Source organism: Pseudomonas sp. rhizo66 (genome assembly GCF_031931925.1).
Lineage (GTDB): Bacteria > Pseudomonadota > Gammaproteobacteria > Pseudomonadales > Pseudomonadaceae > Aquipseudomonas.
Genome location: NZ_JAUJWZ010000009.1, coordinates 167,234 through 191,001, shown reverse-complemented (window position 1 = coordinate 191,001; position 23,768 = coordinate 167,234). Strand labels below are relative to the sequence as shown.

At 58.7% G+C, this 23,768-nt stretch carries 16 protein-coding genes; 11 read left to right on the top strand and 5 right to left on the bottom strand.

Features of this window, described 5'->3' with window-relative positions; genetic code table 11:
* Positions 1-120 precede the first annotated feature (120 nt).
* The 6 genes from fadB to QZR14_RS13315 all read left to right on the top strand — a co-directional run bounded on the left by fadB (position 121) and on the right by QZR14_RS13315 (position 7,562).
* A complete protein-coding gene (gene fadB / locus QZR14_RS13340; protein WP_250606992.1) occupies positions 121-2,268 on the top strand; it encodes a fatty acid oxidation complex subunit alpha FadB in 2,148 nt (715 codons plus the stop codon).
* A 29-nt stretch (positions 2,269-2,297) separates the two neighbouring features.
* Positions 2,298-3,473, top strand: a complete 1,176-nt coding sequence (gene fadA / locus QZR14_RS13335) for an acetyl-CoA C-acyltransferase FadA (protein WP_007910465.1) — start codon at positions 2,298-2,300, stop codon at positions 3,471-3,473.
* Positions 3,474-3,572: 99 nt separating this feature from the next.
* Positions 3,573-3,809: a DUF1653 domain-containing protein gene (locus QZR14_RS13330; RefSeq protein ID WP_007910467.1), complete on the top strand. Its 237-nt coding sequence runs from the start codon at positions 3,573-3,575 to the stop codon at positions 3,807-3,809.
* Between the two features lie 114 nt (positions 3,810-3,923).
* Complete coding sequence (gene topA / locus QZR14_RS13325; protein WP_250606991.1) at positions 3,924-6,554, top strand: type I DNA topoisomerase; 2,631 nt, start codon at positions 3,924-3,926, stop codon at positions 6,552-6,554.
* A 143-nt stretch (positions 6,555-6,697) separates the two neighbouring features.
* Positions 6,698-7,222 carry a DUF6586 family protein gene (locus QZR14_RS13320; protein WP_311996815.1) on the top strand — a complete coding sequence of 175 codons (525 nt, stop codon included), beginning with the start codon at positions 6,698-6,700 and terminating at the stop codon, positions 7,220-7,222.
* Positions 7,223-7,328: 106 nt separating this feature from the next.
* Positions 7,329-7,562 (top strand): hypothetical protein, encoded by a 234-nt coding sequence (locus tag QZR14_RS13315; RefSeq protein WP_003226592.1) that lies wholly within the window; start codon positions 7,329-7,331, stop codon positions 7,560-7,562.
* A gap of 96 nt (positions 7,563-7,658) precedes the next feature.
* On the opposite strand, the gene sulA is transcribed toward QZR14_RS13315, so the two are convergent.
* The gene (sulA, locus tag QZR14_RS13310) at positions 7,659-8,132 is read right to left on the bottom strand and encodes an SOS-induced cell division inhibitor SulA (protein WP_250606989.1); all 474 of its coding nucleotides are present in this window, start codon (positions 8,130-8,132) and stop codon (positions 7,659-7,661) included.
* Between the two features lie 11 nt (positions 8,133-8,143).
* On the bottom strand, positions 8,144-8,752 hold the full coding sequence (gene lexA, locus QZR14_RS13305) for a transcriptional repressor LexA (protein WP_003226590.1): 609 nt from the start codon (positions 8,750-8,752) through the stop codon (positions 8,144-8,146).
* 229 nt (positions 8,753-8,981) lie between these two features.
* Here lexA and QZR14_RS13300 point away from each other — a divergent pair, with 229 nt between their 5' ends.
* The 4 genes from QZR14_RS13300 (at position 8,982) to QZR14_RS13285 (ending at position 14,916) form a co-directional block, all read left to right on the top strand.
* Positions 8,982-9,689: a TetR/AcrR family transcriptional regulator gene (locus QZR14_RS13300; protein WP_007910473.1), complete on the top strand. Its 708-nt coding sequence runs from the start codon at positions 8,982-8,984 to the stop codon at positions 9,687-9,689.
* A gap of 158 nt (positions 9,690-9,847) precedes the next feature.
* The gene (gene nagZ, locus QZR14_RS13295) at positions 9,848-10,858 is read left to right on the top strand and encodes a beta-N-acetylhexosaminidase (RefSeq protein WP_250606988.1); all 1,011 of its coding nucleotides are present in this window, start codon (positions 9,848-9,850) and stop codon (positions 10,856-10,858) included.
* Between the two features lie 10 nt (positions 10,859-10,868).
* Positions 10,869-11,606 carry an S-methyl-5'-thioinosine phosphorylase gene (locus QZR14_RS13290; RefSeq protein WP_250606986.1) on the top strand — a complete coding sequence of 246 codons (738 nt, stop codon included), beginning with the start codon at positions 10,869-10,871 and terminating at the stop codon, positions 11,604-11,606.
* A gap of 16 nt (positions 11,607-11,622) precedes the next feature.
* A complete protein-coding gene (locus tag QZR14_RS13285) occupies positions 11,623-14,916 on the top strand; it encodes a DEAD/DEAH box helicase (protein WP_311996814.1) in 3,294 nt (1,097 codons plus the stop codon).
* Positions 14,917-15,065: 149 nt separating this feature from the next.
* Here the strand turns inward: QZR14_RS13285 and QZR14_RS13280 are convergent, their stop codons facing one another.
* Genes QZR14_RS13280 through mfd form a run of 3 tightly spaced genes read right to left on the bottom strand, consistent with a single transcriptional unit; the run spans position 15,066 to position 21,794 of the window.
* A complete protein-coding gene (locus QZR14_RS13280; protein ID WP_311996813.1) occupies positions 15,066-17,756 on the bottom strand; it encodes a DEAD/DEAH box helicase in 2,691 nt (896 codons plus the stop codon).
* Positions 17,757-17,767: 11 nt separating this feature from the next.
* Entirely contained in the window at positions 17,768-18,334 is a 567-nt protein-coding gene (locus tag QZR14_RS13275; RefSeq protein WP_250606981.1) for a CsiV family protein, read from the bottom strand.
* Positions 18,335-18,344: 10 nt separating this feature from the next.
* Positions 18,345-21,794, bottom strand: a complete 3,450-nt coding sequence (gene mfd, locus QZR14_RS13270; protein ID WP_311996812.1) for a transcription-repair coupling factor — start codon at positions 21,792-21,794, stop codon at positions 18,345-18,347.
* Positions 21,795-22,148: 354 nt separating this feature from the next.
* Here mfd and QZR14_RS13265 point away from each other — a divergent pair, with 354 nt between their 5' ends.
* A complete protein-coding gene (locus QZR14_RS13265) occupies positions 22,149-23,612 on the top strand; it encodes a glyceraldehyde-3-phosphate dehydrogenase (RefSeq protein WP_250606978.1) in 1,464 nt (487 codons plus the stop codon).
* Positions 23,613-23,768 lie beyond the last annotated feature (156 nt).

The following is a 23,768-nucleotide window of genomic DNA, read 5'->3' as shown; positions in this document are numbered from 1 at the left end:
TATCGCGTTGGCGGGTGTGCCGGGTGGATTGGCGTTAGCATCGACGAAAAAGCGTCCTGCCGAGCCATTCGCCTGCGTCCGACGTGTACTGTTCAGCTTCCATATCGTGGAGATCAGTTGATGATTTACGAAGGTAAAGCCATCACGGTTAAAGCTCTTGAAAGTGGCATCGTCGAATTGAAATTCGACCTCAAGGGTGAGTCCGTCAACAAGTTCAACCGTCTAACCCTGAACGAACTGCGTCAGGCCGTAGACACCATCAAGGCAGATGCTTCGATCAAGGGCGTGATCGTCAGCAGTGGCAAGGACGTGTTCATCGTCGGCGCCGACATCACCGAATTTGTCGACAACTTCAAGCTGCCGGATGCCGAGCTGGTTGCTGGCAATCTCGAAGCCAACAAGATCTTCAGCGATTTCGAAGACCTCAACGTTCCGACCGTAGCGGCCATCAACGGCATCGCGCTGGGCGGCGGTCTGGAAATGTGCCTGGCGGCTGACTATCGCGTCATGTCGACCAAGGCCAAGATCGGTCTGCCGGAAGTCAAACTGGGCATCTACCCAGGCTTCGGCGGCACCGTGCGTCTGCCGCGTCTGATCGGTGTCGACAACGCCATCGAGTGGATTGCCGCCGGCAAGGAAAACCGCCCTGAAGACGCTCTGAAAGTCAGCGCCGTCGATGCCGTGGTTGCTCCTGAGAAACTGCAGGAAGCTGCCCTTGAGCTGATCAAGCGCGCCATCTCCGGCGAGTTCGATTTCAAGGCCAAGCGTCAGCCGAAACTTGAAAAACTCAAGTTGAACGCCATTGAGCAAATGATGGCTTTCGAAACCGCCAAAGGTTTTGTCGCCGGTCAAGCTGGCCCGAACTACCCGGCGCCGGTTGAAGCGATCAAGACCATCCAGAAAGCCGCGAACTTCGGTCGTGACAAAGCGCTGGAAGTCGAAGCCGCCGGTTTCGTCAAACTGGCAAAGACCTCTGCCGCGCAGAGCTTGATCGGTCTGTTCCTGAACGATCAGGAGCTGAAGAAAAAGGCCAAGGCCTACGACGAAATCGCCAAAGACGTGAAGCAGGCCGCTGTACTCGGCGCTGGCATCATGGGTGGCGGTATCGCCTATCAGTCGGCTTCCAAAGGTACGCCGATCCTGATGAAGGACATCAACGAGCACGGTATCGAGCAGGGTCTGGCCGAAGCCGCCAAACTGCTGGTTGGCCGCGTTGATAAAGGTCGCATGACCGCTGCGAAAATGGCTGAAGTGCTCAACGCCATTCGTCCAACCCTGTCCTACGGCGACTTCGGTCACGTCGATCTGGTGGTCGAAGCTGTGGTCGAGAACCCGAAGGTCAAGCAAGCCGTACTGGCTGAAGTTGAAGCTCAGGTCAAAGAGGACACCATCCTCGCGTCCAACACCTCTACCATTTCCATCAGCCTGCTGGCGAAAGCCCTCAAGCGCCCGGAAAACTTCGTCGGCATGCACTTCTTCAACCCGGTGCACATGATGCCGCTGGTGGAAGTGATCCGTGGCGAGAAGTCCAGCGAACTGGCTGTTGCCACCACCGTTGCCTACGCCAAGAAAATGGGCAAGAACCCGATCGTGGTCAATGACTGCCCGGGCTTCCTCGTTAACCGTGTACTGTTCCCGTACTTCGGCGGTTTCGCCAAGCTGGTCAGCGCCGGTGTGGACTTTGTCCGTATCGACAAGGTCATGGAAAAATTCGGCTGGCCGATGGGCCCGGCCTACCTGATGGACGTGGTCGGCATCGACACCGGTCACCACGGTCGTGACGTCATGGCTGAAGGTTTCCCGGACCGCATGAAGGATGACCGTCGTTCGGCCATCGACGTGCTGTACGAAGCCAAGCGCTTGGGCCAGAAGAACGGCAAGGGCTTCTACGCCTACGAGGCCGACAAGAAAGGCAAGCAGAAGAAAGTTGCCGATCCATCGGTGCTGGAAGTGCTCAAGCCGATCGTTTACGAGCAACGCGAAGTCACTGACGAAGACATCATCAACTGGATGATGATCCCGCTGTGCCTGGAAACCGTGCGTTGCCTGGAAGACGGCATCGTTGAAACCGCCGCCGAAGCCGACATGGGTCTGGTCTACGGTATCGGTTTCCCTCCATTCCGTGGCGGTGCGCTGCGCTACATCGATTCGATCGGTGTTGCCGAGTTCGTTGCCCTGGCTGACCAGTACGCTGATTTGGGCGCGCTGTACCACCCGACCGCGAAGCTGCGCGAAATGGCCAAAAACGGCCAGAGCTTCTTCGGTTAAGCGCCCCCAACTAGAGTGAGAGTGAACTTATGAGCTTGAATCCTAGAGACGTCGTGATTGTCGACTTCGGTCGTACTCCGATGGGCCGCTCCAAGGGCGGCATGCACCGCAACACCCGCGCCGAAGACATGTCGGCGCACCTGATCAGCAAATTGCTGGAACGCAACGCCAAGGTCGATCCGGCAGAAGTCGAGGACGTGATCTGGGGCTGCGTCAACCAGACCCTGGAGCAGGGCTGGAACATCGCGCGCATGGCGTCGCTGATGACCCAGATCCCGCACACCTCGGCCGGTCAGACCGTCAGCCGTCTGTGCGGCTCGTCGATGAGCGCGCTGCACACCGCTGCGCAAGCGATCATGACCGGCAACGGTGACGTGTTCGTGGTTGGCGGCGTCGAGCATATGGGCCACGTGAGCATGATGCACGGTGTCGATCCGAACCCGCACATGTCGCTGTACGCGGCAAAAGCCTCGGGCATGATGGGCCTGACCGCGGAAATGCTCGGCAAAATGCACGGCATCACTCGCGAGCAGCAGGACGCTTTCGGCGTGCGTTCCCACCAGTTGGCCCACAAGGCAACCGTGGAAGGCAAGTTCAAAGACGAAATCATCCCGATGCAGGGCTACGACGAGAACGGTTTCCTGAAACTGTTCGACTACGACGAAACCATTCGTCCGGAAACCACCCTGGAAAGTCTGGCGGCCCTCAAGCCTGCCTTCAATCCAAAGGGCGGCACCGTGACTGCCGGTACTTCGTCGCAGATCACCGATGGTGCTTCGTGCATGATCGTGATGTCGGCGCAGCGTGCGCAGGACCTGGGTATCCAGCCAATGGCGGTTATCCGTTCGATGGCAGTGGCGGGTGTGGATCCGGCGATCATGGGCTATGGTCCAGTTCCGGCAACACAAAAAGCCCTGAAGCGTGCGGGCCTTGGCATCAACGATATCGACTTCTTCGAACTCAACGAAGCTTTCGCTGCACAGGCCCTGCCAGTGCTGAAAGATCTGAAAGTGCTCGACAAGATGAACGAGAAGGTTAACCTGCACGGCGGTGCAATCGCCCTGGGTCACCCGTTCGGTTGCTCCGGTGCCCGTATTTCCGGCACCTTGCTGAACGTGATGAAGCAGAATAGCGGCACCTTCGGGGTGGCCACTATGTGCATTGGTCTCGGCCAAGGCATCTCCACCGTCTTCGAACGCGTTTAAGCGTCTCGTCGATGGAAGCCGGGGCCAAGTGCCCCGGTTTTTGTTTTTGAGGATTTATTTTGTTTTTATTTTTGAAAAAATTTGAGTGAGGGCCGAAGCATGCCGATACAACCTGGGCTCTACCAACATTACAAAGGTCCGCAGTACCGCGTATTCAGTGTTGCGCGGCATTCCGAGACCGAAGAAGAAGTGGTCTTTTACCAAGCCCTGTATGGCGATTACGGCTTTTGGGTGCGCCCTCTGAGCATGTTTCTCGAGTCAGTCGAGGTTGACGGCGAGCAGGTGCCACGCTTTGCTTTGGTGCAAGCCGAACCGAGCCTTTTTTCCAAGGCATGAGGCGAGTGCGCACAGAACCCTGTGCTTGACCTCACCTTGTATCAACTATATATAGCGGTGCCGCGTCAGGCGCCAACCGCCTTTCACTTCTAGAATTCAGGAATTTTCTGATCCATGGGCAAATCGCTGGTCATTGTGGAATCCCCGGCTAAGGCCAAGACCATCAACAAGTATCTGGGTAACCAATACGTGGTGAAGTCGAGTATCGGCCATATCCGAGACCTGCCCACCAGCGGTTCGGCTAGCGCCAGCAAAGAGCCAGCCGCCAAGCGCGGCAAGGCTGCCGCGGGCGAAGGTCCGGTGCTCTCGCCGAAAGAGAAAGCGCGCAAGCAGCTCGTTTCGCGTATGGGTGTCGATCCCGATCATGGCTGGAAGGCCCAGTACGAGATCCTTCCGGGTAAAGAGAAGGTCATCGAAGAGCTGCGCCGGCTCGCCAAGGATGCTGACACCATCTATCTCGCAACCGACTTGGATCGCGAGGGGGAAGCCATTGCCTGGCACCTGCGCGAAGCCATCGGTGGTGACGACAGCCGCTACAAGCGCGTGGTGTTCAACGAAATTACCAAGAAAGCGATTCAGGAAGCTTTCTCGGAGCCGGGTGAGCTGGATATCGATCGTGTTAACGCTCAACAGGCGCGTCGCTTCCTCGACCGCGTCGTTGGCTACATGGTCTCGCCACTGTTGTGGGCGAAGATCGCGCGTGGCCTGTCCGCCGGTCGTGTGCAATCGGTTGCCGTGAAGCTGGTCGTTGAGCGTGAGCGCGAAATCCGTGCGTTCAACCCCGAAGAATATTGGGAAGTGCACGCCGATCTCGGCACCACCAAAGGCTCCACGGTGCGTTTTGAAGTGGCCCGCGAGAAAGGCGAAGCCTTCAAACCGCTCAACGAAGCCCAGGCCATGGCTGCGCTGGAGAAGCTCAAGTCTTCCAGCTACAGCATCGTCAAACGCGAAGACAAACCGACCAGCAGCAAGCCTTCGGCACCGTTCATCACATCGACCCTGCAACAGGCTGCGAGCAACCGCCTGGGCTTCGGCGTGAAGAAAACCATGATGATGGCCCAGCGTCTGTACGAAGCCGGCTACATCACTTATATGCGTACCGACTCGACCAACCTCTCGGCTGATGCCGTGGCGATGGCGCGTACTTACATCGAAGACGAGTTCGGCAAGAAGTACCTGCCGGAAACGCCGAACGTCTACAGCAGCAAGGAAGGCGCACAAGAGGCTCACGAAGCGATTCGTCCGTCCGACGCCAACACCATTCCGAGCAAGCTGGCGGGTATGGAGCGTGATGCTGAGCGTCTCTACGAGCTGATCTGGCGCCAGTTCCTCGCTTGCCAGATGCTGCCGGCGCAATACCTCTCGACTACCGTCAGCGTCGGCGCTGGTGACTTCGAGCTGCGCGCCAAAGGCCGTATCCTCAAGTTTGACGGTTACACCCGCGTCATGCCGCAGATTGCCAAGCCGGGTGACGACGACGTTCTGCCCGATATGGCGCAGGGCGACGTGATGAAGCTGATCAAGCTCGATCCATCGCAGCACTTCACCAAACCGCCGGCCCGTTACTCGGAAGCCAGTCTGGTTAAAGAAATGGAAAAACGCGGCATCGGTCGTCCTTCAACGTACGCCGCGATCATTTCGACCATTCAGGATCGCGGTTATGTGACCTTGCACAACCGTCGTTTCTACTCGGAAAAGATGGGCGACATCGTCACCGAGCGTCTCTCGGAAAGCTTCTCCAACCTCATGGACTACGGCTTCACAGCCGGCATGGAAGAGAACCTCGATGATGTGGCGCAAGGCGAGCGCGACTGGAAAAACGTGCTGGACGAGTTCTACGGCGACTTCAAAAAGAAACTCGAAGTGGCCGAAAACCCGGACAGCGGCATGCGTGCCAACCAGCCGGTCATGACCGACATTCCGTGCACCACTTGCGGTCGTCCAATGCAGATCCGTACCGCGTCGACCGGTGTGTTCCTCGGTTGCTCGGGCTACAGCCTGCCGCCGAAAGAACGCTGCAAGGCCACGGTCAACCTGGTGCCGGGTGACGAAATCGCAGCGGACGACGAGGGTGAGTCGGAATCGCTGGTCCTGCGCGGCAAGCATCGCTGCCCGATCTGCAGCACGGCGATGGACGCTTATCTGCTGGACGAAAAGCGCAAGCTGCACATCTGCGGTAACAACCCGGATTGCGCAGGCTACGAGATCGAAGAAGGCAGCTACCGCATCAAGGGCTATGAAGGTCCGAGCCTGGAATGCGACAAGTGCGGCAGCGAGATGCAGCTCAAGACCGGCCGTTTCGGCAAGTTCTTCGGTTGCACCAACCCGACGTGCAAAAATACTCGCAAACTGCTGAAGAGCGGTGATGCGGCGCCGCCGAAGATGGACCCGGTGAAGATGCCTGAGCTGAAATGCGAAAAGGTCAACGACACCTACATCCTGCGTGACGGTGCGTCCGGTCTGTTCCTGGCTGCGAGTCAGTTCCCGAAAAACCGCGAGACCCGTGCTCCGCTGGTGATCGAGATTCTGCCGCACAAGGACGAAATTGATCCGAAGTACCACTTCCTGTGCGAAGCGCCGCAGAAAGATCCTGATGGTCTGCCGGCGGTGATCCGCTACAGCCGCAAGACCAAGGAGCAATACGTACAGACCGAAGTCGACGGCAAGCCTACCGGTTGGAAGGCTTACTACGACGGTGGCAAGTGGACGGTTGAAGACAAGCGTACGAAGGCCAAAGCTGAATAAGCGTTAGCCTGATACTGAAAGGCCGCATGACAACCTTAGGGTTTTCATGCGGCCTTTTTGTTTTGTGCTTGCGGTGGGATCGGCTGATCCACGACACTGTCCGGCCTGTGTGAAGCAATTATTTCGTAGTGGAGACTGCCTTCATGGCCCACGAACTCTATACCCGCACCAACCAGAAGATCTACTTTGCCGGCCTGTCGCTCGAAGCTCTGGCTCGCGCTGAAGAAGGGCGCGCGATGAATTCGCTGGCGTTGATTCAGGCTGGGCGTGAATCGGCGTTGTTTCACCTGTACGGCGCTTTGCTGGGGCTCTGTCATGAGATCGCTGGTTTCTATCGTCTGCCGCAGGCCAATGCACCGCGCGCCGAGATGCTGCTGACGCGCGAAGTCCTCGAGTCGATCGCGATTCCAGAGTTGGCCGAGATGGTCGAGCTGGCGGGTAACTCTGAAACCTGGCTGGCAAAACTGCTGGCCGCGCATTCGGCGTTATTTCAACCGCCACGGGTGCCACACAAGCCCAAAGGGGATGTGACGCAACCGCTGATTCAGGCGATTAATCTGGATGAAGAAGAATCGCCCGAAGAGTTGAGTCGAGACGAGCTGGAGAGCTGGCGGCAGAATCTGAAAGGCTTGGCGATTCGCTTTCGCGAAGGCTTGAACGAGTGCTGAGTGCGATTGACACGGTGGCAATCTGAAACATGCTGCTGGTCAAGATCCCGAGCGAAGCCTGAATGATGTCTATATAATCCCTGCCTTTCGTGGAGAACAGACCTTTATGCCAACGTCCTTTCTAGAAATTGTCGAGTTACCAGACGGCCGAATCGAGCTGCGCAGGGCTGAGGACGAGGGTTCTTTGGTGACGCTGGATTTCTCCGAGGATGCCAAGGCGTTCCTGCAAGGTCAGCATGTGGAAATCGCCAAGGCGATGCTAAGCGTCGGCGTGCAGATGGCCGGTCGTATGGTCGAAGGCGAGTTTGATAAAGAAGAGGGGCCGCGGGTTCTTCATTGATCCCCTGCCTTTTTATTGTTTGACGTTACTGCTTCAGATCGGCTTCTCTGTCCCTGGAGAAGCCCTGCGCTTCACACAGCGCTTGTTGCCCGTAAATCAACCCAAACGAATATTCAGGCTCTGCGCCTCGCCCGTGCGTGCGGCGCTGATCAGCTGTTGCCGCGAGTTGGTGTTTAACGGGTTGAGCCAGGTCACCACAGTGTGACTGCGACCTAGGCGCAGCGCTTCGCACGCCAGTTGTTGAGCGCTTTGGGCGCCCCGTGGTTGAAGTAGCAGAATACGCTCGCGGTTCAGGCCGGCATCACGCAGCCAGGTTTGGGTCAGGCTGGCTGGTGGTGCGATCAGTGTCAGCCAGCGCGCGTCCTGATCGTCACTGAGTTCACGAAGAATCGGGGCGAGCAGGTTCAGGCAGTTCCCGGCAGCACCACGCAGTGACAGCTCACTGAATACTTCGGGTTCGGCATTCCAGGGGCGTTCGACCACGTCTTTCAGGATCGGCGCCATCGGTTGCGCCAGAAACGCTTCGAATAAAGGCAGTTGTGTTTGCTGAGGGGTGTGTGGGAACTGCATAAAGCCTCCAATTAGCGGCGGATGACGCCGACACTCAAGCCTTCGATCACCAGTTCCTGATCTTTCAGGTCGACTTCGATAGGGGCGAACTCGGGGTTTTCGGCAATCAGCCAGACCTTGCTGCCTTCACGCTTGAAGCGTTTGACCGTCACTTCGTCGCCGATGCGGGCAACGACGACCTGGCCATTACGTGCTTCGCGGGTGGTGTGTACGGCGAGGAGGTCACCGTCGAAAATGCCGATGTCCTTCATGCTCATGCCGTGCACCCGCAGCAGATAGTCGGCGCGCGGATGAAAGAAGGCCGGATTGATGTTGCAGGACTCTTCGATGTGCTGCTGGGCAAGTATCGGCGCGCCGGCAGCGACCCGGCCAATGATCGGCAGGGTGGAATCGTCAGCCTTGGCTTCGAAGCCAGGGATGCGAATGCCGCGAGAGGCGCCGGGGGTCATCTCGATGGCACCTTTTCGGGCCAGAGCCTTGAGATGCTCTTCAGCCGCGTTTGGCGACTTGAAGCCCAGTTCCTGAGCGATTTCCGCACGGGTTGGCGGGTAGCCGTTGTCTTCGAGGCAGCGTTTGATAAAGGCCAGAATCTCGGCTTGGCGTGGCGTCAGCTTTAGCATATTGATCGCTCTGTCTTTTTATACAGTGACTGGGATTATATACAGTGAAGCGCCCTTGGCAATGCCCGTTTTTTTGCACGCCGCCGGACGGTCGACAGGCCGACTTATTAATGCATGGGTCTTGTGTGGTTAAATAGCTGACCGACCATTCCCAAAACGAACCGGCAGGCTTGACAAGGCACAGGCTGAAACGTATGTTTCAAACAAGTGTTTGTCAGGCGGAGTAGCCATGGCCCAGTCGGAAACCGTTGAACGCATTCTTGATGCTGCCGAGCAGTTGTTCGCGGAGAAAGGTTTCGCTGAAACCTCATTGCGTTTGATCACCAGCAAGGCTGGCGTCAACCTGGCAGCGGTGAACTATCACTTCGGCTCGAAAAAAGCGCTGATTCAAGCGGTTTTCTCGCGCTTCCTCGGGCCGTTCTGCATCAGCCTCGATAAAGAGCTGGAGCGGCGTCAGGCCAAGCCTGAAAACAAGCCGACGCTTGAAGAGCTGCTGGAAATTCTCGTCGAGCAAGCCCTCGTGGTTCAGCCACGCAGCGGCAACGATCTGTCGATCTTCATGCGTCTGCTCGGCCTCGCATTCAGTCAGAGCCAGGGCCACTTGCGCCGTTATCTGGAAGACATGTACGGCAAGGTGTTCCGTCGCTACATGCTGCTGGTCAACGAAGCCGCGCCACGCATTCCGCCGATCGAGCTGTTCTGGCGCGTGCACTTCATGCTCGGCGCCGCGGCGTTCAGCATGTCCGGCATCAAGGCGTTGCGCGCGATCGCCGAGACCGATTTCGGCGTCAACACCTCCATCGAGCAAGTGATGCGCCTGATGGTGCCGTTCCTCGCTGCGGGCATGCGTGCCGAAACCGGTGTCACCGACGCCGCCATGGCCACCGCGCAGTTGCGTCCGCGCAGCAAATCAACGCCGGTCGCCGCCAAGGTTTAACCGCGCACGGGTGGGCGCGGCAGCTTGTATCCGCTAAGCTAGCCGCCCATGCCGACTCTCGTTCTGAACCTGAAATCCATAGAAATTGCCGACCTGCCGAGCATTGCTCACGGTAGCGATTTGCTGTGGGTCGGGTTTTTCGTTTTCAAGGAATCTCTATGACTGCTGGCCTGCAAGGCTCGTTGATGGTGGACGTCGCCGGTACCTGGCTGACGGCCGAAGATCGCCAATTGTTGCGTCAGCCCGAAGTGGGTGGCCTGATCATTTTCGCGCGTAACATCGAGCACCCGCGTCAGGTGCGTGAACTCAGCGCGGCGATCCGCGCGATTCGCCCGGACCTGCTGCTGGCGGTGGATCAAGAGGGGGGGCGTGTACAGCGTCTGCGCCAAGGTTTTGTTCGTCTGCCGGCCATGCGTGCCATCGCCGACAACCCGAACGCCGAATATCTCGCCGAGCAATGCGGCTGGATCATGGCCACTGAAGTGCTGGCGGTCGGGCTCGACCTGAGTTTCGCCCCGGTGCTGGATCTGGATTACCAGCGCAGCGCTGTGGTCGGCACCCGTTCATTCGAAGGCGATCCCGAGCGCGCTGCCATGCTCGCCGGAGCGTTCATTCGCGGCATGAACAGCGCGGGGATGGCGGCCACCGGCAAGCATTTTCCTGGCCACGGCTGGGCCGAAGCCGATTCCCACGTGGCGATCCCGAATGACGAGCGCAGCCTCGACGAGATCCGTGCCAATGACCTCGTGCCCTTCGCCAGACTCAGCAAACAACTGGCCGCTGTGATGCCAGCCCACGTTATCTACCCGCAAGTCGATTCGCAGCCTGCCGGCTTTTCGCGGCGCTGGTTGCAGGACATCCTGCGCGGCGAATTGCAGTTCGACGGCGTGATCTTCAGCGACGATCTGTCTATGGCCGGCGCCCACGTGGTCGGCGATGCTGCCAGTCGTATCGAAGCGGCGTTGACTGCCGGTTGCGACATGGGCCTGGTGTGCAACGACCGCGCCGCCGCCGAGCTGGCCCTCAGTGCCGCGCAACGCATGAAGGTCAAGCCGTCCGCGCGCATCGCGCGTATGCGCAGCCAGGCGTTCGCCAGCACTGATTACCGTCAGGATCCGCGCTGGCTCACCGCTATCGGCGCGCTCAAAGACGCTCAACTGATCGATTGAGGAGAGTGCTATGACGGTTTACGCAATCATCGGTGGCACCGGACTGACTCAGCTTGATGGCTTGACCATTCGCCAATCGCTGGCGGTGGACACGCCCTACGGCGCGCCATCGGCCGAGGTGCAGATCGGCGAATACGCCGGCAAGGAGGTACTGTTCCTCGCCCGTCACGGCCACCCGCATCGCTTTGCGCCGCACAAGGTCAACTACCGCGCCAACCTGTGGGCGTTGAAACAGGCCGGTGCCGAAGCGATCATCGCGGTAAATGCCGTCGGCGGTATTCATCCGGCCATGGGCACCGGGCATTTTTGCGTGCCGCACCAGATCGTCGATTACACCAGCGGGCGTGAGCACACGTTTTTCGCCGACGATCTGGAGCACGTCACCCACATCGACTTCAGCTTTCCCTACAGCGAGCCGCTGCGTCAGCAATTGATTGCGGCGGTGGCTGCCGAAGGTTGCGAGTACAGCGATCAAGGCGTGTATGCCTGCACTCAGGGCCCGCGTCTGGAAACCGTTGCCGAGATCTTGCGTCTGGAGCGCGATGGCTGCGACATCGTTGGCATGACCGGCATGCCGGAAGCGGCGCTGGCGCGTGAGCTGGATCTGGATTACGCCTGCCTGGCATTAGTGGTTAATGCGGCGGCGGGCAAGACCACCGAAGTGATCACCATGGCCGAAATCGAGCAGGCGCTGCATGACGGGATGGGTAAGGTGAAATCGACGTTGACGCGGGTGTTGGCGAACTAAAGGACTGATCAGAGCCATGACGATCATCATCGATCAGCTTCGTTCGCTGCCATGGACTGAGTCATTTAGCCGTAATGCTTTGGCCAAGGCTCGCGATTACGCCGTGGAGGATCGGATAGACATCCATTCAGTCGATGACGAGATGATTGAGGCGGCCTGCGCCGGATCTGAAAATTACGTCTATCTACAGGAAATCTATCTGGTCAAAGATCATCAGGAGCAATTCGGTCTACGTTGCTTTTGCTCCTGCCCGGTCGAGATCAACTGCAAACACTGCGCTGCGGTGCTCTATCACTTGCTCGATCGCGCCGATAGAACGCCTGAAAGTGACGCTCCTGTTCAACTGAGTCGAACACTGGAGCACTGGCTCTCCACTATTCCTGTGACGTCCCAGACTGCTGATCAAACCTCGCAAGCGGCCAGTACGCGGCTCTTTTACAAACTCAAAGCAACGCCGGTGACCGGCAAGTGGCTGGTAGAAATCTTCAAGGTCTACCAGCTCAAGAGTGGCGAGCTGCGCGACGTCAAACCGCTGTTCTCGCTATCCGACATGTTGATGCGTCAGCCCGGTTATCTGACCGAGCTCGATCTGCGGATTGCCCGGTTGCTGGTGGCCATGCACTCGCATCATGCCTATTACAGCGGCTATCCGCTGGACGGCAGCAGCGGCGCCGAGCTGCTTGAAATGCTGTTGCGAACGTCGCGACTGTATCTGGATTTTGAAGCGTTGGAGCCGCTGACTGCGGGCCCAGGAAGAAGCGCGCAGTTTGCCTGGGCCGAACAAGCCAACGGCAGTTTTCTCCCGCACTGGAGCAGCCAGGAAGCACCGGTGGAAACCGTTCTCGCGCTGGAGCCGCTGCATTATCTGGATCGCCAACGGCAGCAAATCGGCCCGCTGTTCAACGAGTTCGATGAGAAACTCGCCTGTCATTTAGCGTTGGCTCCGGAGATTCCGGCCCGTCAGGCAATGCAGTTCAGCCATCGGATGAGTGCGGCAACGCAAGTGGCTCCGCCGCACCAGCTCACGGAGCGGATCGTCGATAATGTGTTGCCCAAGGCGCAGCTGACCCTCGACAGTGGTAAACGCTACACGCGCTGGCAGTACGAACCCGAGCACCGTGCCGCTTTACTGTTCACCTACGATGGTCATCCTGTGCAGGATCGCAACCCGGAGGTGATGGTTCTTTCGGGCGTTGAAACCCTGCGTATTCAGCGCCAGCCGACCGCCGAGAAAGCGCTGCGTCAGCAGTTGCAGAAGCACGGATTCAAAAAGGCGACGCGCAAAAGCAGTGTTGATCATCCGGGGGAGAAGTTTGATCTGCCCGATGATTCGGCGTGGCTCGCATTTGCTCAAAACGGGATTCCCGTACTGCGCGAGGCAGGCTGGCAGGTCGACGTCAGCAAGAACTTTCATTTCAGCGTCGAGCCAGTCGAACACTGGTTCGCTGAGGTTGAGGAAGAGTCGGGGCGCCAGTGGTTTGATCTGCAATTAGGGATTGTCGTTAACGGCGAGCGTCATAGCTTGTTGCCGATTTTTTTGCATCTGTTACGCACTCAGCCGCTACTTCTCGACCCTGCGAAACTCGCTCAGCGCGACGATGATGAACTGCTGTTGGTCGAGCTGGGTGCCGGACGCTTGAGCAATAACATCAGTGGCAAAGTCGCGCTGCCCTTCGGTCGGATCAAACCGTTGATGGCCACGCTTGGCGAGTTGTATCTGGGTAACCATCAGGGCAATAAGTTGCGCTTGAGTGCCCCCGATGCAGCACGCCTTGATTTGCTTGACGGTGTAGCCCTCGATTGGCAGGGTGGCGAGCGCCTGCGCAACTTTGCCAAACGCCTGCGTGAATCAACCTATACGCCGGTCGCTGCGCCGATCGGACTCAACGCACAGATGCGGCCCTACCAGCTCGAAGGCCTGAACTGGATGCAAACCCTGCGCGAGCTTCAGGTGGGCGGCATTCTTGGCGATGACATGGGGCTGGGTAAAACTCTGCAAACACTCGCCCATCTTCTTACGGAAAAGCAGGCAGGGAGGCTTGATCGCCCGGCACTGGCCGTGATGCCTACCAGCCTGATCCCCAACTGGCTGGACGAGGCGCAGCGTTTCACACCGCAGTTGAAAGTGCTGGCGCTACACGGTACGGGCCGGAAAAAAGACTTCGACAATTTTGCTGAATATGATTTGGTGTTGACCACTTACGCCTTGCTGCCGAGGGATCTTGAGGTTCTGCAGCCGCAGCTGTGGAGCGTGCTGATTCTCGATGAAGCGCAGAACATCAAGAATCCGATCAGCAAGGCTGCTCAAGCCGCGTGTGATTTGCAGGCCCGTCAGCGCTTGTGCTTGAGCGGTACGCCAATGGAAAACCACTTGGGCGAGTTGTGGTCGCAGTTTCACTTCTTGATGCCCGGTTGGCTGGGTGACAGCAAATCCTTCAATCGTGATTACCGCACCCCCATCGAAAAACACGGCAATGCCGAGCGCATGCAGCATCTGACGGCACGGATAAAACCGTTTCTGCTGCGCCGCAAAAAGGACCAGGTCGCGACCGAGTTACCGCCGAAAACCGAAATTGTGCATTGGGTCGATCTCAGCGACGGCCAGCGCGATGTGTATGAAACGGTTCGCGTGGCGATGGACAAAAAAGTGCGCGACGAGATTGCCCGCAGTGGCGTGGCGCGCAGCCAGATCATCATTCTTGATGCCTTGCTCAAACTGCGACAGGTCTGTTGCGACCTGCGCCTGATCAATATGCCGCTGACAGCGAAGGCGCTGCGTTCGGGGAGTGGCAAGCTGCTCAGTTTGATGGAGATGCTTGAAGAACTGCTGGGCGAGGGTCGCCGGATTCTGCTGTTCTCACAGTTCACGTCGATGCTGGCCTTGATCGAGCAAGAACTGCAGCAACGTCAAGTTACCTATTCGCTGCTGACCGGTGAAACCACGGACCGGCGCACACCGGTAAAGGACTTTCAGAGCGGCAAGGTGTCGCTGTTTCTGATCAGTCTGAAGGCTGGGGGGACCGGTTTGAATCTGACTGCGGCGGACACGGTGATCCACTTCGACCCTTGGTGGAACCCGGCAGTGGAGAATCAGGCAACCGATCGTGCGTATCGAATCGGGCAAAACAACCCGGTGTTCGTTTACAAGCTGATTGCTCGTGGCACGGTAGAGGAAAAAATCCAGGCACTGCAGCAGGAAAAAGCAGCGCTGGCCGGGGCGGTGCTTGAAGGTGGGACGACGGGGGGCTGGAAACTGGAGCAGGGTGACATTGAAGCGCTGTTTGCGCCCTTGCCTGTATCCAAGGGTTGATTGCCTAAATCTGAGGCCATTATCTGAGGGCCCCGTCGCTGGCAAGCCAGCGCCCACAGGTATCGAGTTGAAACACAGTTTTGTGTACGACTCATAACCCTGTGGGAGCTGGCTTGCCAGCGATAGCTATCTAACAGGCGACGCAGGTCTCAACGCTTGTCGGACTTATCCGGCAACGGCGCAAACAACGCCTCAATATCATCACTCTGCAACTTCCAGTCCCCGGCCTTGCGCCCATCCAGAACGCCTGCCGCCAAGTCGGATTTTTCTTTTTGCAGGTGCTGAATCTTCTCTTCCACCGTGCCCCTGGCAATCATCTTGTAGACGAACACCGGTTTCTCCTGACCGATCCGATAGGCGCGATCCGTCGCCTGATTTTCGGTGGCCGGGTTCCACCACGGGTCGTAGTGAATCACTGTGTCCGCCTCCGTCAGGTTCAAACCGACACCGCCAGCCTTCAGGCTGATCAGAAAGATCTGACGCTTGCCACTCTGGAATTCCTTCACCGGCGTGCGCCGATCGCGGGTCTGGCCGGTCAGCAGCGCATAGGCGACATTGCGTTTTTTCAGTTCGTCTTCGATCAATGACAGCATCGAGGTGAACTGCGAAAACAGCAGAATCCGCCGGCCTTCCTCGAACAGCTCTTCGAGCATTTCCATCAAGCTGTCGAGTTTGCCGGAGGTGCTGCCACGAGCGGGCAGGGTGGCGTCATTGACCAGGCGCAGATCACAGCAGACCTGGCGCAGCTTGAGCAACGCCTCAAGAATGATGATCTGGCTGCGTGCCACGCCTTTGCGGGTGATCTCGTCGCGGACTTTCTTGTCCATCGCCAAGCGCATGGTTTCATACACATCGCGCTGCGCTTCGTTGAGATCGACCCAGTGGATGATCTCGGTTTTCGGCGGCAGTTCGGTGGCCACCTGTTCCTTGGTGCGGCGCAGCAGAAACGGTTTTATCCGGCCGTTCAGGTGCTGAAGTCTGACTTCGCTGCCACGCTTTTCAATCGGCACGCGGTAATCGGCGTTGAAGCTTTTCACATCGCCGAGCCAGCCCGGCAGCAGGAAGTGAAACAGTGACCACAACTCGCCCAAGTGGTTTTCCAGCGGCGTACCGCTGAGGCACAGACGCTGACGCGCATTCAGCTCGCGCGCCGCTTGTGCAGCTTTGCTGTTCGGGTTCTTGATGTACTGCGCTTCGTCCAGCACCAATACATGCAGCGGCTGCCTGGCCAGACGTTCGACGTCTTTGGGCAGCAGTGCGTAGGTGGTGAGGATCAGGTCGAAATCCGCCAGATTGTCGAAGTGTTTTTTACGGCTGGCGCCGTACAGCGCCACGACTTTCAGTTGCGGGGTAAAGTGCGCCGCTTCATCGAGCCAGTTAGGGATCAGGCTGGTCGGCATCACCACCATGCAGGGGCGATCGAGGCGTCCGGCGTTTTTCTCGCTGAGAATATGCGCCAGGGTCTGTAGGGTTTTACCCAGGCCCATGTCATCCGCGAGAATCCCGCCGACTTCCAGTTGCCGTAGCGACTGCATCCAGCTCAGACCTTCGAGTTGATAAGGACGCAGCGTCGCATTCAAGCCCTCTGGAGCTTCTGCGCTGAAATCACGAATATCCCGCAGGCGCTGAGCGAACGTGCGGATCTGCTCGCCGCCCTCCCACAGCAACGGCAGGCCTTCCAGCGAATTCAGGCGGGTGGCATCGGCCTTGCTCAGGCGTAGCGTGGTTTCACCTGGTTCCTGCAGATAAAACTCGCCAAGCGTCATCAACACCGGTTTCAAGCGCCCGAGCGGCAAAGCCACCTGCAATGGCCCGTGCTCGCTGTTGCGTTGCGGAATATTCACCAGAATCAGCTCGTCATCGCGGCGGCGCGCCAGGCGTTCCGGGTTGAGGATTTCCGCATGCGAGCGCATCAGGTTGAGCAGGATCGGCAACAGGCTCAGGCGCTCACCGTTGACGATGATCCCCAGTTCCAGATCAAACCAATCGCGTTCCGGCACCTGTTCGACGGTGGCGTACCAGTCATCCACGGCGGTCAGGTCGAAGCCGAATTCCTCATCGATCTGCAGCTCCCAGCCTTGGCTGCGCAGTTTCGGCAAGTCGTTGAGGGTGAACGTCAGCCAGGCGCTGTCATTGACCATCTCGTACAGCTCGCCGGCGCTTTCCGGCAGGGCTTTGCTCTGGCGGGTGGCGATGCGAAAACCGAGGATGCGCAACTGTTCGCGGTAGGACTGCTCGACATCCGGATGGCGTTTGACCCGCAGCGTCTGGCTTTCCTGACGAATCAGGATGTCGCTGTTCTTCTGCCCGCTGACGTACTCGTCCAGATAACTGAACGACAGCGCCGCGCGATGCTGAATGTAGCGCTGCATTTTGCCGTTGCGCGGTTCGAAGGCGCTGAACTCGACACTGGCCAGCCACAGACGTGGCAGTGGCTGCACATTGTCGACCAGCACTTGCGGTGGCGCTTTCGGGCTGCGGTTTTCCAGCACGGCTTGCAGCTTTTCCAAGAGTTCGGCGTCTTTGGCGGCGGCCGGGTAATCGAGGGTTTCCTGCACTTTCAGCAGCACCGCTGCGCAATGCTTGCAGTTGCTGCGAACCGGACAGGTGCAACTCGCATCGACCAGCAGCAAGGTGTTTTTGGCGGATTCGCGCAGCTGGATGGTCTGGCGGTAAACGTTGCCGCCAGAGCCTTCGCAACTGGCGGTGATGGTCGCATCGCCGACCTGGGCGATGCGTACCCGGTTTTCCAGGGCGTAGCGGCGGCCACGCTCCAGGCTCTGTTCCTTGAATCGGCTGACCCAGGAGGGTGCCAACGGTTTACTCAGGGGCGGGGACATAAGGACTTCGATCAGTCCGGAATGGCTTCAGGCGCTTCCCGTGGCGCTGGCGCGGTCAGGGAAGTGATCTTGATCAGCAGGGCCAGATGGCCGTTGTCCAGGTAGTTGAGTTGGCCGTTCTTGGTGTGGCTGTCCTGTTTCAGGCGCTCACTGGCGGTGACCAGGCCATTGGCGTCGATCTGATTGACCCAGAAGTCGGCGTTCACATCGGTGAAGCGCCCCAGTTTCATTTCCAGCGTACCCTCGATCGGGAATTGACCGAATTGCTCCTGGCCGTCGCTGACCGCAACTTTTGCAGGTGCTTCGCCAAGGGTTTGCTGCCAGGCCTTGTGCATCAGCACGGTGTAGTCGCCGCTGGCGGTGAGCCTGGTGACAACGTCATTCAACGCAGGCGTGCGCTTGCTGTCGTCGCCCAAACGCTGGGCGCCAGCGGCCCAGTCTTCCGGTGCGGCACGGCTGACGATAGCCGGCACGGCGTTCTGCCGCACCAGAATCATTTCGACCTGATACAGGTCATCGGCGAAAACCGAAGGGGCTACCAAAGCAAGTAGCAAAGTCACTGAGCGGAACAGGCGCATTGGGCGTCCTTCAGACAGATTTCGGGAGGAGGCGCTCAAACAGCGCCTCTACAGTATTAAAGCGCTCTTCCGGACGTTCCATTGGAACCTGGAACTTGAACATCGTGGCGCCTTCGAATTTGTAGCGTTTTGGCTGGCTCTGGATCAGCTTGATCAGCGTCATCGGGTCGACCGGTGTCTGCGCCTCGAACTCGATGCGCCCGCCTTGCGGTCCGCCATCGACTTTCTTGATGCCGAGTTTCTCCGCTTGCAGTTTCAGCGCGGTAATGCGCACCAGGTTCTTGGTCGGCTCCGGCAACAAGCCGAAACGGTCGATCATCTCGACTTGCAGATCCTTCAGGCCCTCTTCGTCGGTAGCCGACGCGATGCGTTTGTATAGAATCAGGCGGGCGTGGACATCCGGCAGATAGTCTTCCGGAATCAGCGCCGGCACCCGCAGGTTGACTTCCGGGCCACCGCCCAGCGGTTGATCGAGGTTCGGCTGCTCGCCCTTGCGGATCGATTTCACCGCGCGCTCAAGCATCTCCATGTACAGGGTGAAACCCACGGCCTGAATCTGCCCGCTCTGGCCATCGCCGAGCAGTTCGCCGGCGCCACGGATTTCCAGGTCGTTGGTCGCCAGCACGAAACCGGCACCGAGATCCTGGGTATTGGCGATTGCTTCCAGACGCTTTTCCGCGTCCGAAGTGATTTGCTGGCGCGGCGGTGTCAGCAGGTAGGCGTAAGCCTGGTGGTGACTGCGGCCGACGCGACCACGCAACTGGTGCAGTTGCGCCAGGCCGAACTTGTCGGCGCGCTCGATGATGATGGTGTTGGCGCTCGGCACGTCGATGCCGGTCTCGATGATGGTCGAGGCAATCAACACGTTGAAGCGCTTGTGATAGAAGTCGCTCATCACCTGTTCGAGTTCGCGCTCGCGCATCTGTCCGTGACCGATGCCGATGCGGGCTTCCGGCACCAGTTCGGCGAGATCGGCAGCGCATTTCTCGATGGTTTTCACATCGTTGTGCAGGTAGTAAACCTGACCACCGCGCAGCAGTTCGCGGAGCAGGGCCTCTTTGACCGTGCTCTTGTTCTGCTCCATGACGAAGGTGCGCACCGACAGGCGTCGCGCCGGTGGCGTGGCGATGATCGACAGGTCGCGCATGCCCGACACCGCCATGTTCAGCGTGCGCGGAATTGGCGTGGCGGTCAGCGTGAGAATGTCGACTTCGCTGCGCAGGGCCTTGAGCTGTTCTTTCTGACGAACACCGAAACGATGTTCTTCGTCGATGATCACCAGCCCGAGGTTTTTGATTTTCACATCGTCGGACAGCAACTTGTGCGTGCCGATGATGATGTCGATCTTGCCTTCGGCCAGATCGGCGATCGCCGCGTTGACTTCCTTGGCCGACTTGAAGCGGCTCATCACTTCCACGGTCACCGGCCAGTCGGCGAAGCGGTCGCGGAAGCTGTTGTAGTGCTGCTGGGCGAGCAGGGTGGTCGGTACGAGAATCGCCACTTGGCGACCGCCGTGCACGGCGATGAATGCCGCGCGCATGGCCACTTCGGTCTTGCCGAAACCAACGTCGCCGCAGACCAGGCGATCCATCGGTTTCGGCGCGAGCATGTCTTCGCGCACGGCTTCGATGGTCGATTGCTGATCCGGCGTTTCTTCGAACGGGAAACCGGCGCTGAACGTCGCGTAATCGGCTTTCGGGTCGGCGAATGCGTAGCCTTCGCGAGCAGCGCGACGGGCATAGATGTCGAGCAATTCAGCGGCGACATCGCGCACCTGTTCGGCGGCTTTGCGCTTGGCTTTCTGCCAGGTTTCCGAGCCGAGACGGTGCAGCGGGGCCAGCGCATCGTCGCTGCCGGTGTAACGGGCGATCAAATGCAGGTTGGCTACCGGTACGTAGAGCTTGGCGTTCTCGGCGTATTCGAGGGTGAGAAATTCGGCCGCCTGATTGTCGATTTCCAGAATCGTCAGGCCCAGATAACGCCCGACACCGTGATCGATGTGCACCACCGGCGCGCCTTCGCGCAGCTCGGTGAGGTTCTTGATCACCGCGTCATTGCTGACGTCGCTGCGCTTCTCGCGACGACGACGTTGCATCACACGCTGACCGAACAGCGGACTTTCCGCGACCAAGGCCAGCGCCGGATCATCCAGCATCAAGCCTTCGTCGAGCGGGGCAATGGTGATTGCCAGGCGGTCCTTGCTCGCGACAAAGTCCGGCCAGCTGTCGACGGTCTTCGGCCGCAGCTTCAGGCGCTCAAGCAATTCCAGCAATACTTCACGACGGCCCGCAGATTCGGCGGTAAACAGCACGCGACCGGGGAATTCGTCGAGGAACGCCGACAGCGCAGCCAACGGTTGTGTGGCTTTGGCTTCGATCGCCAGATTCGGCAGTGCCTGCGCCGGGAAGCGCTCGCGGCCGACGCCGCTTTCCAAGTCTTGCTGGCTGGCAACCACACGTGGCCAGCTCTTGAGGCGGGCGAAACAGTCTTCCACCGGCAGGAACAATTCCGCTGGCGGCAATAAAGGACGCGAAGGATCGACGCGACGCTCTTCATAACGATTGCGCACGTCGTTCCAGAAATTCTCCGCCGCTTGCTCGATGCCCGGCAGCGAGAACACCTGAGTGTCCTGCGGCAGGTAATCGAACAGGGTCGAGGTTTCGTCGAAGAACAGCGGCAGGTAGTACTCGATGCCGGCCGGAGTGATGCCGCTGCTCAGATCCTGAAAGATTGGGCAGCGACGGAAGTCGACGTCGAAGCGCTCGCGAAAGCGTGCCTTGAAGCGGGTAACCGCGTCTTTCTGCAGCGGGAATTCGCGGGCCGGCAGCAGCTTGACCGATTCGACTTTGTCGATGGAGCGCTGGTTTTCCGGATCGAAGGTGCGCAGGGTTTCGATTTCATCGTCGAACAGGTCGATGCGGTAGGGCAGTTTGCTGCCCATCGGGAACAGGTCGATCAGCGCACCGCGCACGGTGAACTCGCCGTGCTCATAAACCGTATCAACGTAGCGATAACCGCTGGCTTCCAGCCGCGAACGCATCTGTTCAACATCGAGCTTCTGCCCGACATCCAGCACCAGGCTGCTGCCGAGCAGGAATTTGGTCGGCGCCAAGCGGTGCAACGCCGTGGTGATCGGCACCACCAGCACGCCATGCGCCAGTTCCGGCAGCCTATAGAGGCTGGCAATGCGCTGGGAAATGATGTCCTGGTGCGGCGAGAACAGGTCGTACGGCAGGGTTTCCCAGTCGGGAAAATGCAGCACGGGCAAATCCGGGGCGAAGAAACTCAGCTCCTGTTCCAGCCGTTCAGCGCTCTGGCTGTCGGCGGTCAGTAGCAGGGTGAAGCGCTTGGCAGCGCTGGCAGCCTCGGCAATCGCCAGGCTGAGGGCAGCACCGGGCAGATTGCCCCAATGCTGTTTACCTGCCTCGGCAGGGAGTAGCGGTAGACGCAGAACGGGCACGGAAGGTTGAGCTCCAGGCTTTGCGACAAAGTCGGTAATTGTAGCGGCGTCCGGTGCCGCCTGTCAGTTGCAGACTGCGTCTATCTTCGATGTTTGCGCGAAATGTAGTGGTAACCATAAAAACCAGCGGTTTTTTAGCGATTATGTAGTGTCGAAAGTGGCTGGTGTTACGGAGGGTTACAGACATCGTCTAACAGTCGTCGAAAAATTGACTGCGCTGAAAGCCCCGGTTTTACTGGGCTTGAGAGAGGCGTAATTTTTTTGAACGGGATTTTGTTACCGATTTCGCGACAAGCGCGCATTGCTGAATGAGGTTGTCGGCGGCATAATGTAGCCCCTTTTTTCTGCCCCTACATGTGGAAGGTTACCGTGACTCAGAAGCCCGACCAGTGTCTTGGTGAATGGATCGACCGTGAAGCACTCGCAGAAGCGATGATTCCGCTTATCGGTCAGCTCTACCGCAATAACAACGTGGTGAGCTCGATCTATGGCCGCAGCCTGATCAACCAGTCTGTCATCGCGATTCTCAAAGCTCACCGCTTTGCTCGCCACCGTTCTTCCGACGACAGCGAACTCTCCGTCCACGAAACATTCCCACTGCTCAAAGCCATGAGCGAGCTCAAGCTCGGCGCGGCTTCGGTAGATCTGGGCAAGTTGGCGTTCAAATTCCGTAACGAAGGCAATGGCCGCAGCGCCGAGCAGTTCGTTCGTGAAGAAATGGCTGACGTGGTTGGCCAGCAAAACGCTTCCGCACGTAAAGGCACCGACGTTGTGCTGTACGGCTTCGGTCGTATCGGCCGTCTGCTGGCGCGCATCCTGATCGAGAAAACCGGTGGTGGCGACGGTCTGCGTCTGCGTGCCATCGTGGTGCGCAAAGGCGCCGAAAACGACCTGACCAAGCGCGCCAGCCTGCTGCGTCGCGATTCGGTACACGGTTCGTTCAACGGCACCATCACCATCGATGAAGAAAACAACACCATCACCGCCAACGGTAACCTGATCCAGGTGATCTACGCGAAGAACCCGACCGAGGTGGATTACACCCAGTACGGCATCAAAGACGCGCTGCTGGTGGACAACACCGGTGTATGGCGTGACGCCGATGGCCTGGGTCAGCACCTGGCCTGCCCGGGTATCGACCGCGTAGTTCTGACCGCGCCTGGCAAAGGCAAGCTGAAGAACATCGTTCACGGTATCAACCACAACGAAATCACCGCTGACGACAAGATCGTGTCCGCCGCTTCCTGCACCACCAACGCCATCGTGCCGGTGCTCAAAGCGGTGAATGACAAGTTCGGCATCATCAACGGTCACGTCGAAACCGTTCACTCGTACACCAACGACCAGAACCTGATCGACAACTTCCACAAAGGCGATCGCCGTGGCCGTAGCGCCGCGCTGAACATGGTCATCACCGAGACCGGTGCTGCCACCGCAGCTGCCAAGGCCCTGCCTGAGCTGGCCGGCAAGCTGACCGGTAACGCGATCCGAGTTCCGACGCCAAACGTGTCGATGGCCATTCTCAACCTCAACCTTGAGAAAGCCGCCACCCGTGAAGAGATGAACGAGTACCTGCGCTACATGGCGCTGCACTCCGATCTGCACAAGCAAATCGACTTCGTCAACTCGCAGGAAGTGGTGTCCACCGACTTCGTGGGTTCGCGCCACGCCGGTGTGGTCGACGCTGAAGCGACCATCGTTCAGGACAACCGCGTTGTTCTGTACGTCTGGTACGACAACGAGTTCGGCTACAGCTGCCAGGTGGTTCGCGTGATGGAAGACATGGCCGGTGTAAACCCGCCAGCGTTCCCGCGCTAAGCACTCGCTGCGAATGAAAACGCCCCGACTTAGGTCGGGGCGTTTTTGTTTGTGTGGCTGGTCAATATCTATTGCCTGTGCCGGCCTCATCGCTGGCAAGCCAGCTCCCACAGGTTCTTGGAAGGTTGCACAATTGTGTTCACACCCGAAGTCCCT

What these genes read in the sequence shown, in the direction of transcription:
- fadB (WP_250606992.1), top strand. Translation starts at nt 121, where the DNA reads ATGATTTACGAAGGTAAAGCCATCACGGTTAAAGCTCTTGAAAGTGGC.
- fadA (WP_007910465.1), top strand. Translation starts at nt 2,298, where the DNA reads ATGAGCTTGAATCCTAGAGACGTCGTGATTGTCGACTTCGGTCGTACT.
- QZR14_RS13330 (WP_007910467.1), top strand. Translation starts at nt 3,573, where the DNA reads ATGCCGATACAACCTGGGCTCTACCAACATTACAAAGGTCCGCAGTAC.
- topA (WP_250606991.1), top strand. Translation starts at nt 3,924, where the DNA reads ATGGGCAAATCGCTGGTCATTGTGGAATCCCCGGCTAAGGCCAAGACC.
- QZR14_RS13320 (WP_311996815.1), top strand. Translation starts at nt 6,698, where the DNA reads ATGGCCCACGAACTCTATACCCGCACCAACCAGAAGATCTACTTTGCC.
- QZR14_RS13315 (WP_003226592.1), top strand. Translation starts at nt 7,329, where the DNA reads ATGCCAACGTCCTTTCTAGAAATTGTCGAGTTACCAGACGGCCGAATC.
- sulA (WP_250606989.1), bottom strand. Translation starts at nt 8,132, where the DNA reads ATGCAGTTCCCACACACCCCTCAGCAAACACAACTGCCTTTATTCGAA.
- lexA (WP_003226590.1), bottom strand. Translation starts at nt 8,752, where the DNA reads ATGCTAAAGCTGACGCCACGCCAAGCCGAGATTCTGGCCTTTATCAAA.
- QZR14_RS13300 (WP_007910473.1), top strand. Translation starts at nt 8,982, where the DNA reads ATGGCCCAGTCGGAAACCGTTGAACGCATTCTTGATGCTGCCGAGCAG.
- nagZ (WP_250606988.1), top strand. Translation starts at nt 9,848, where the DNA reads ATGACTGCTGGCCTGCAAGGCTCGTTGATGGTGGACGTCGCCGGTACC.
- QZR14_RS13290 (WP_250606986.1), top strand. Translation starts at nt 10,869, where the DNA reads ATGACGGTTTACGCAATCATCGGTGGCACCGGACTGACTCAGCTTGAT.
- QZR14_RS13285 (WP_311996814.1), top strand. Translation starts at nt 11,623, where the DNA reads ATGACGATCATCATCGATCAGCTTCGTTCGCTGCCATGGACTGAGTCA.
- QZR14_RS13280 (WP_311996813.1), bottom strand. Translation starts at nt 17,756, where the DNA reads ATGTCCCCGCCCCTGAGTAAACCGTTGGCACCCTCCTGGGTCAGCCGA.
- QZR14_RS13275 (WP_250606981.1), bottom strand. Translation starts at nt 18,334, where the DNA reads ATGCGCCTGTTCCGCTCAGTGACTTTGCTACTTGCTTTGGTAGCCCCT.
- QZR14_RS13265 (WP_250606978.1), top strand. Translation starts at nt 22,149, where the DNA reads ATGTGGAAGGTTACCGTGACTCAGAAGCCCGACCAGTGTCTTGGTGAA.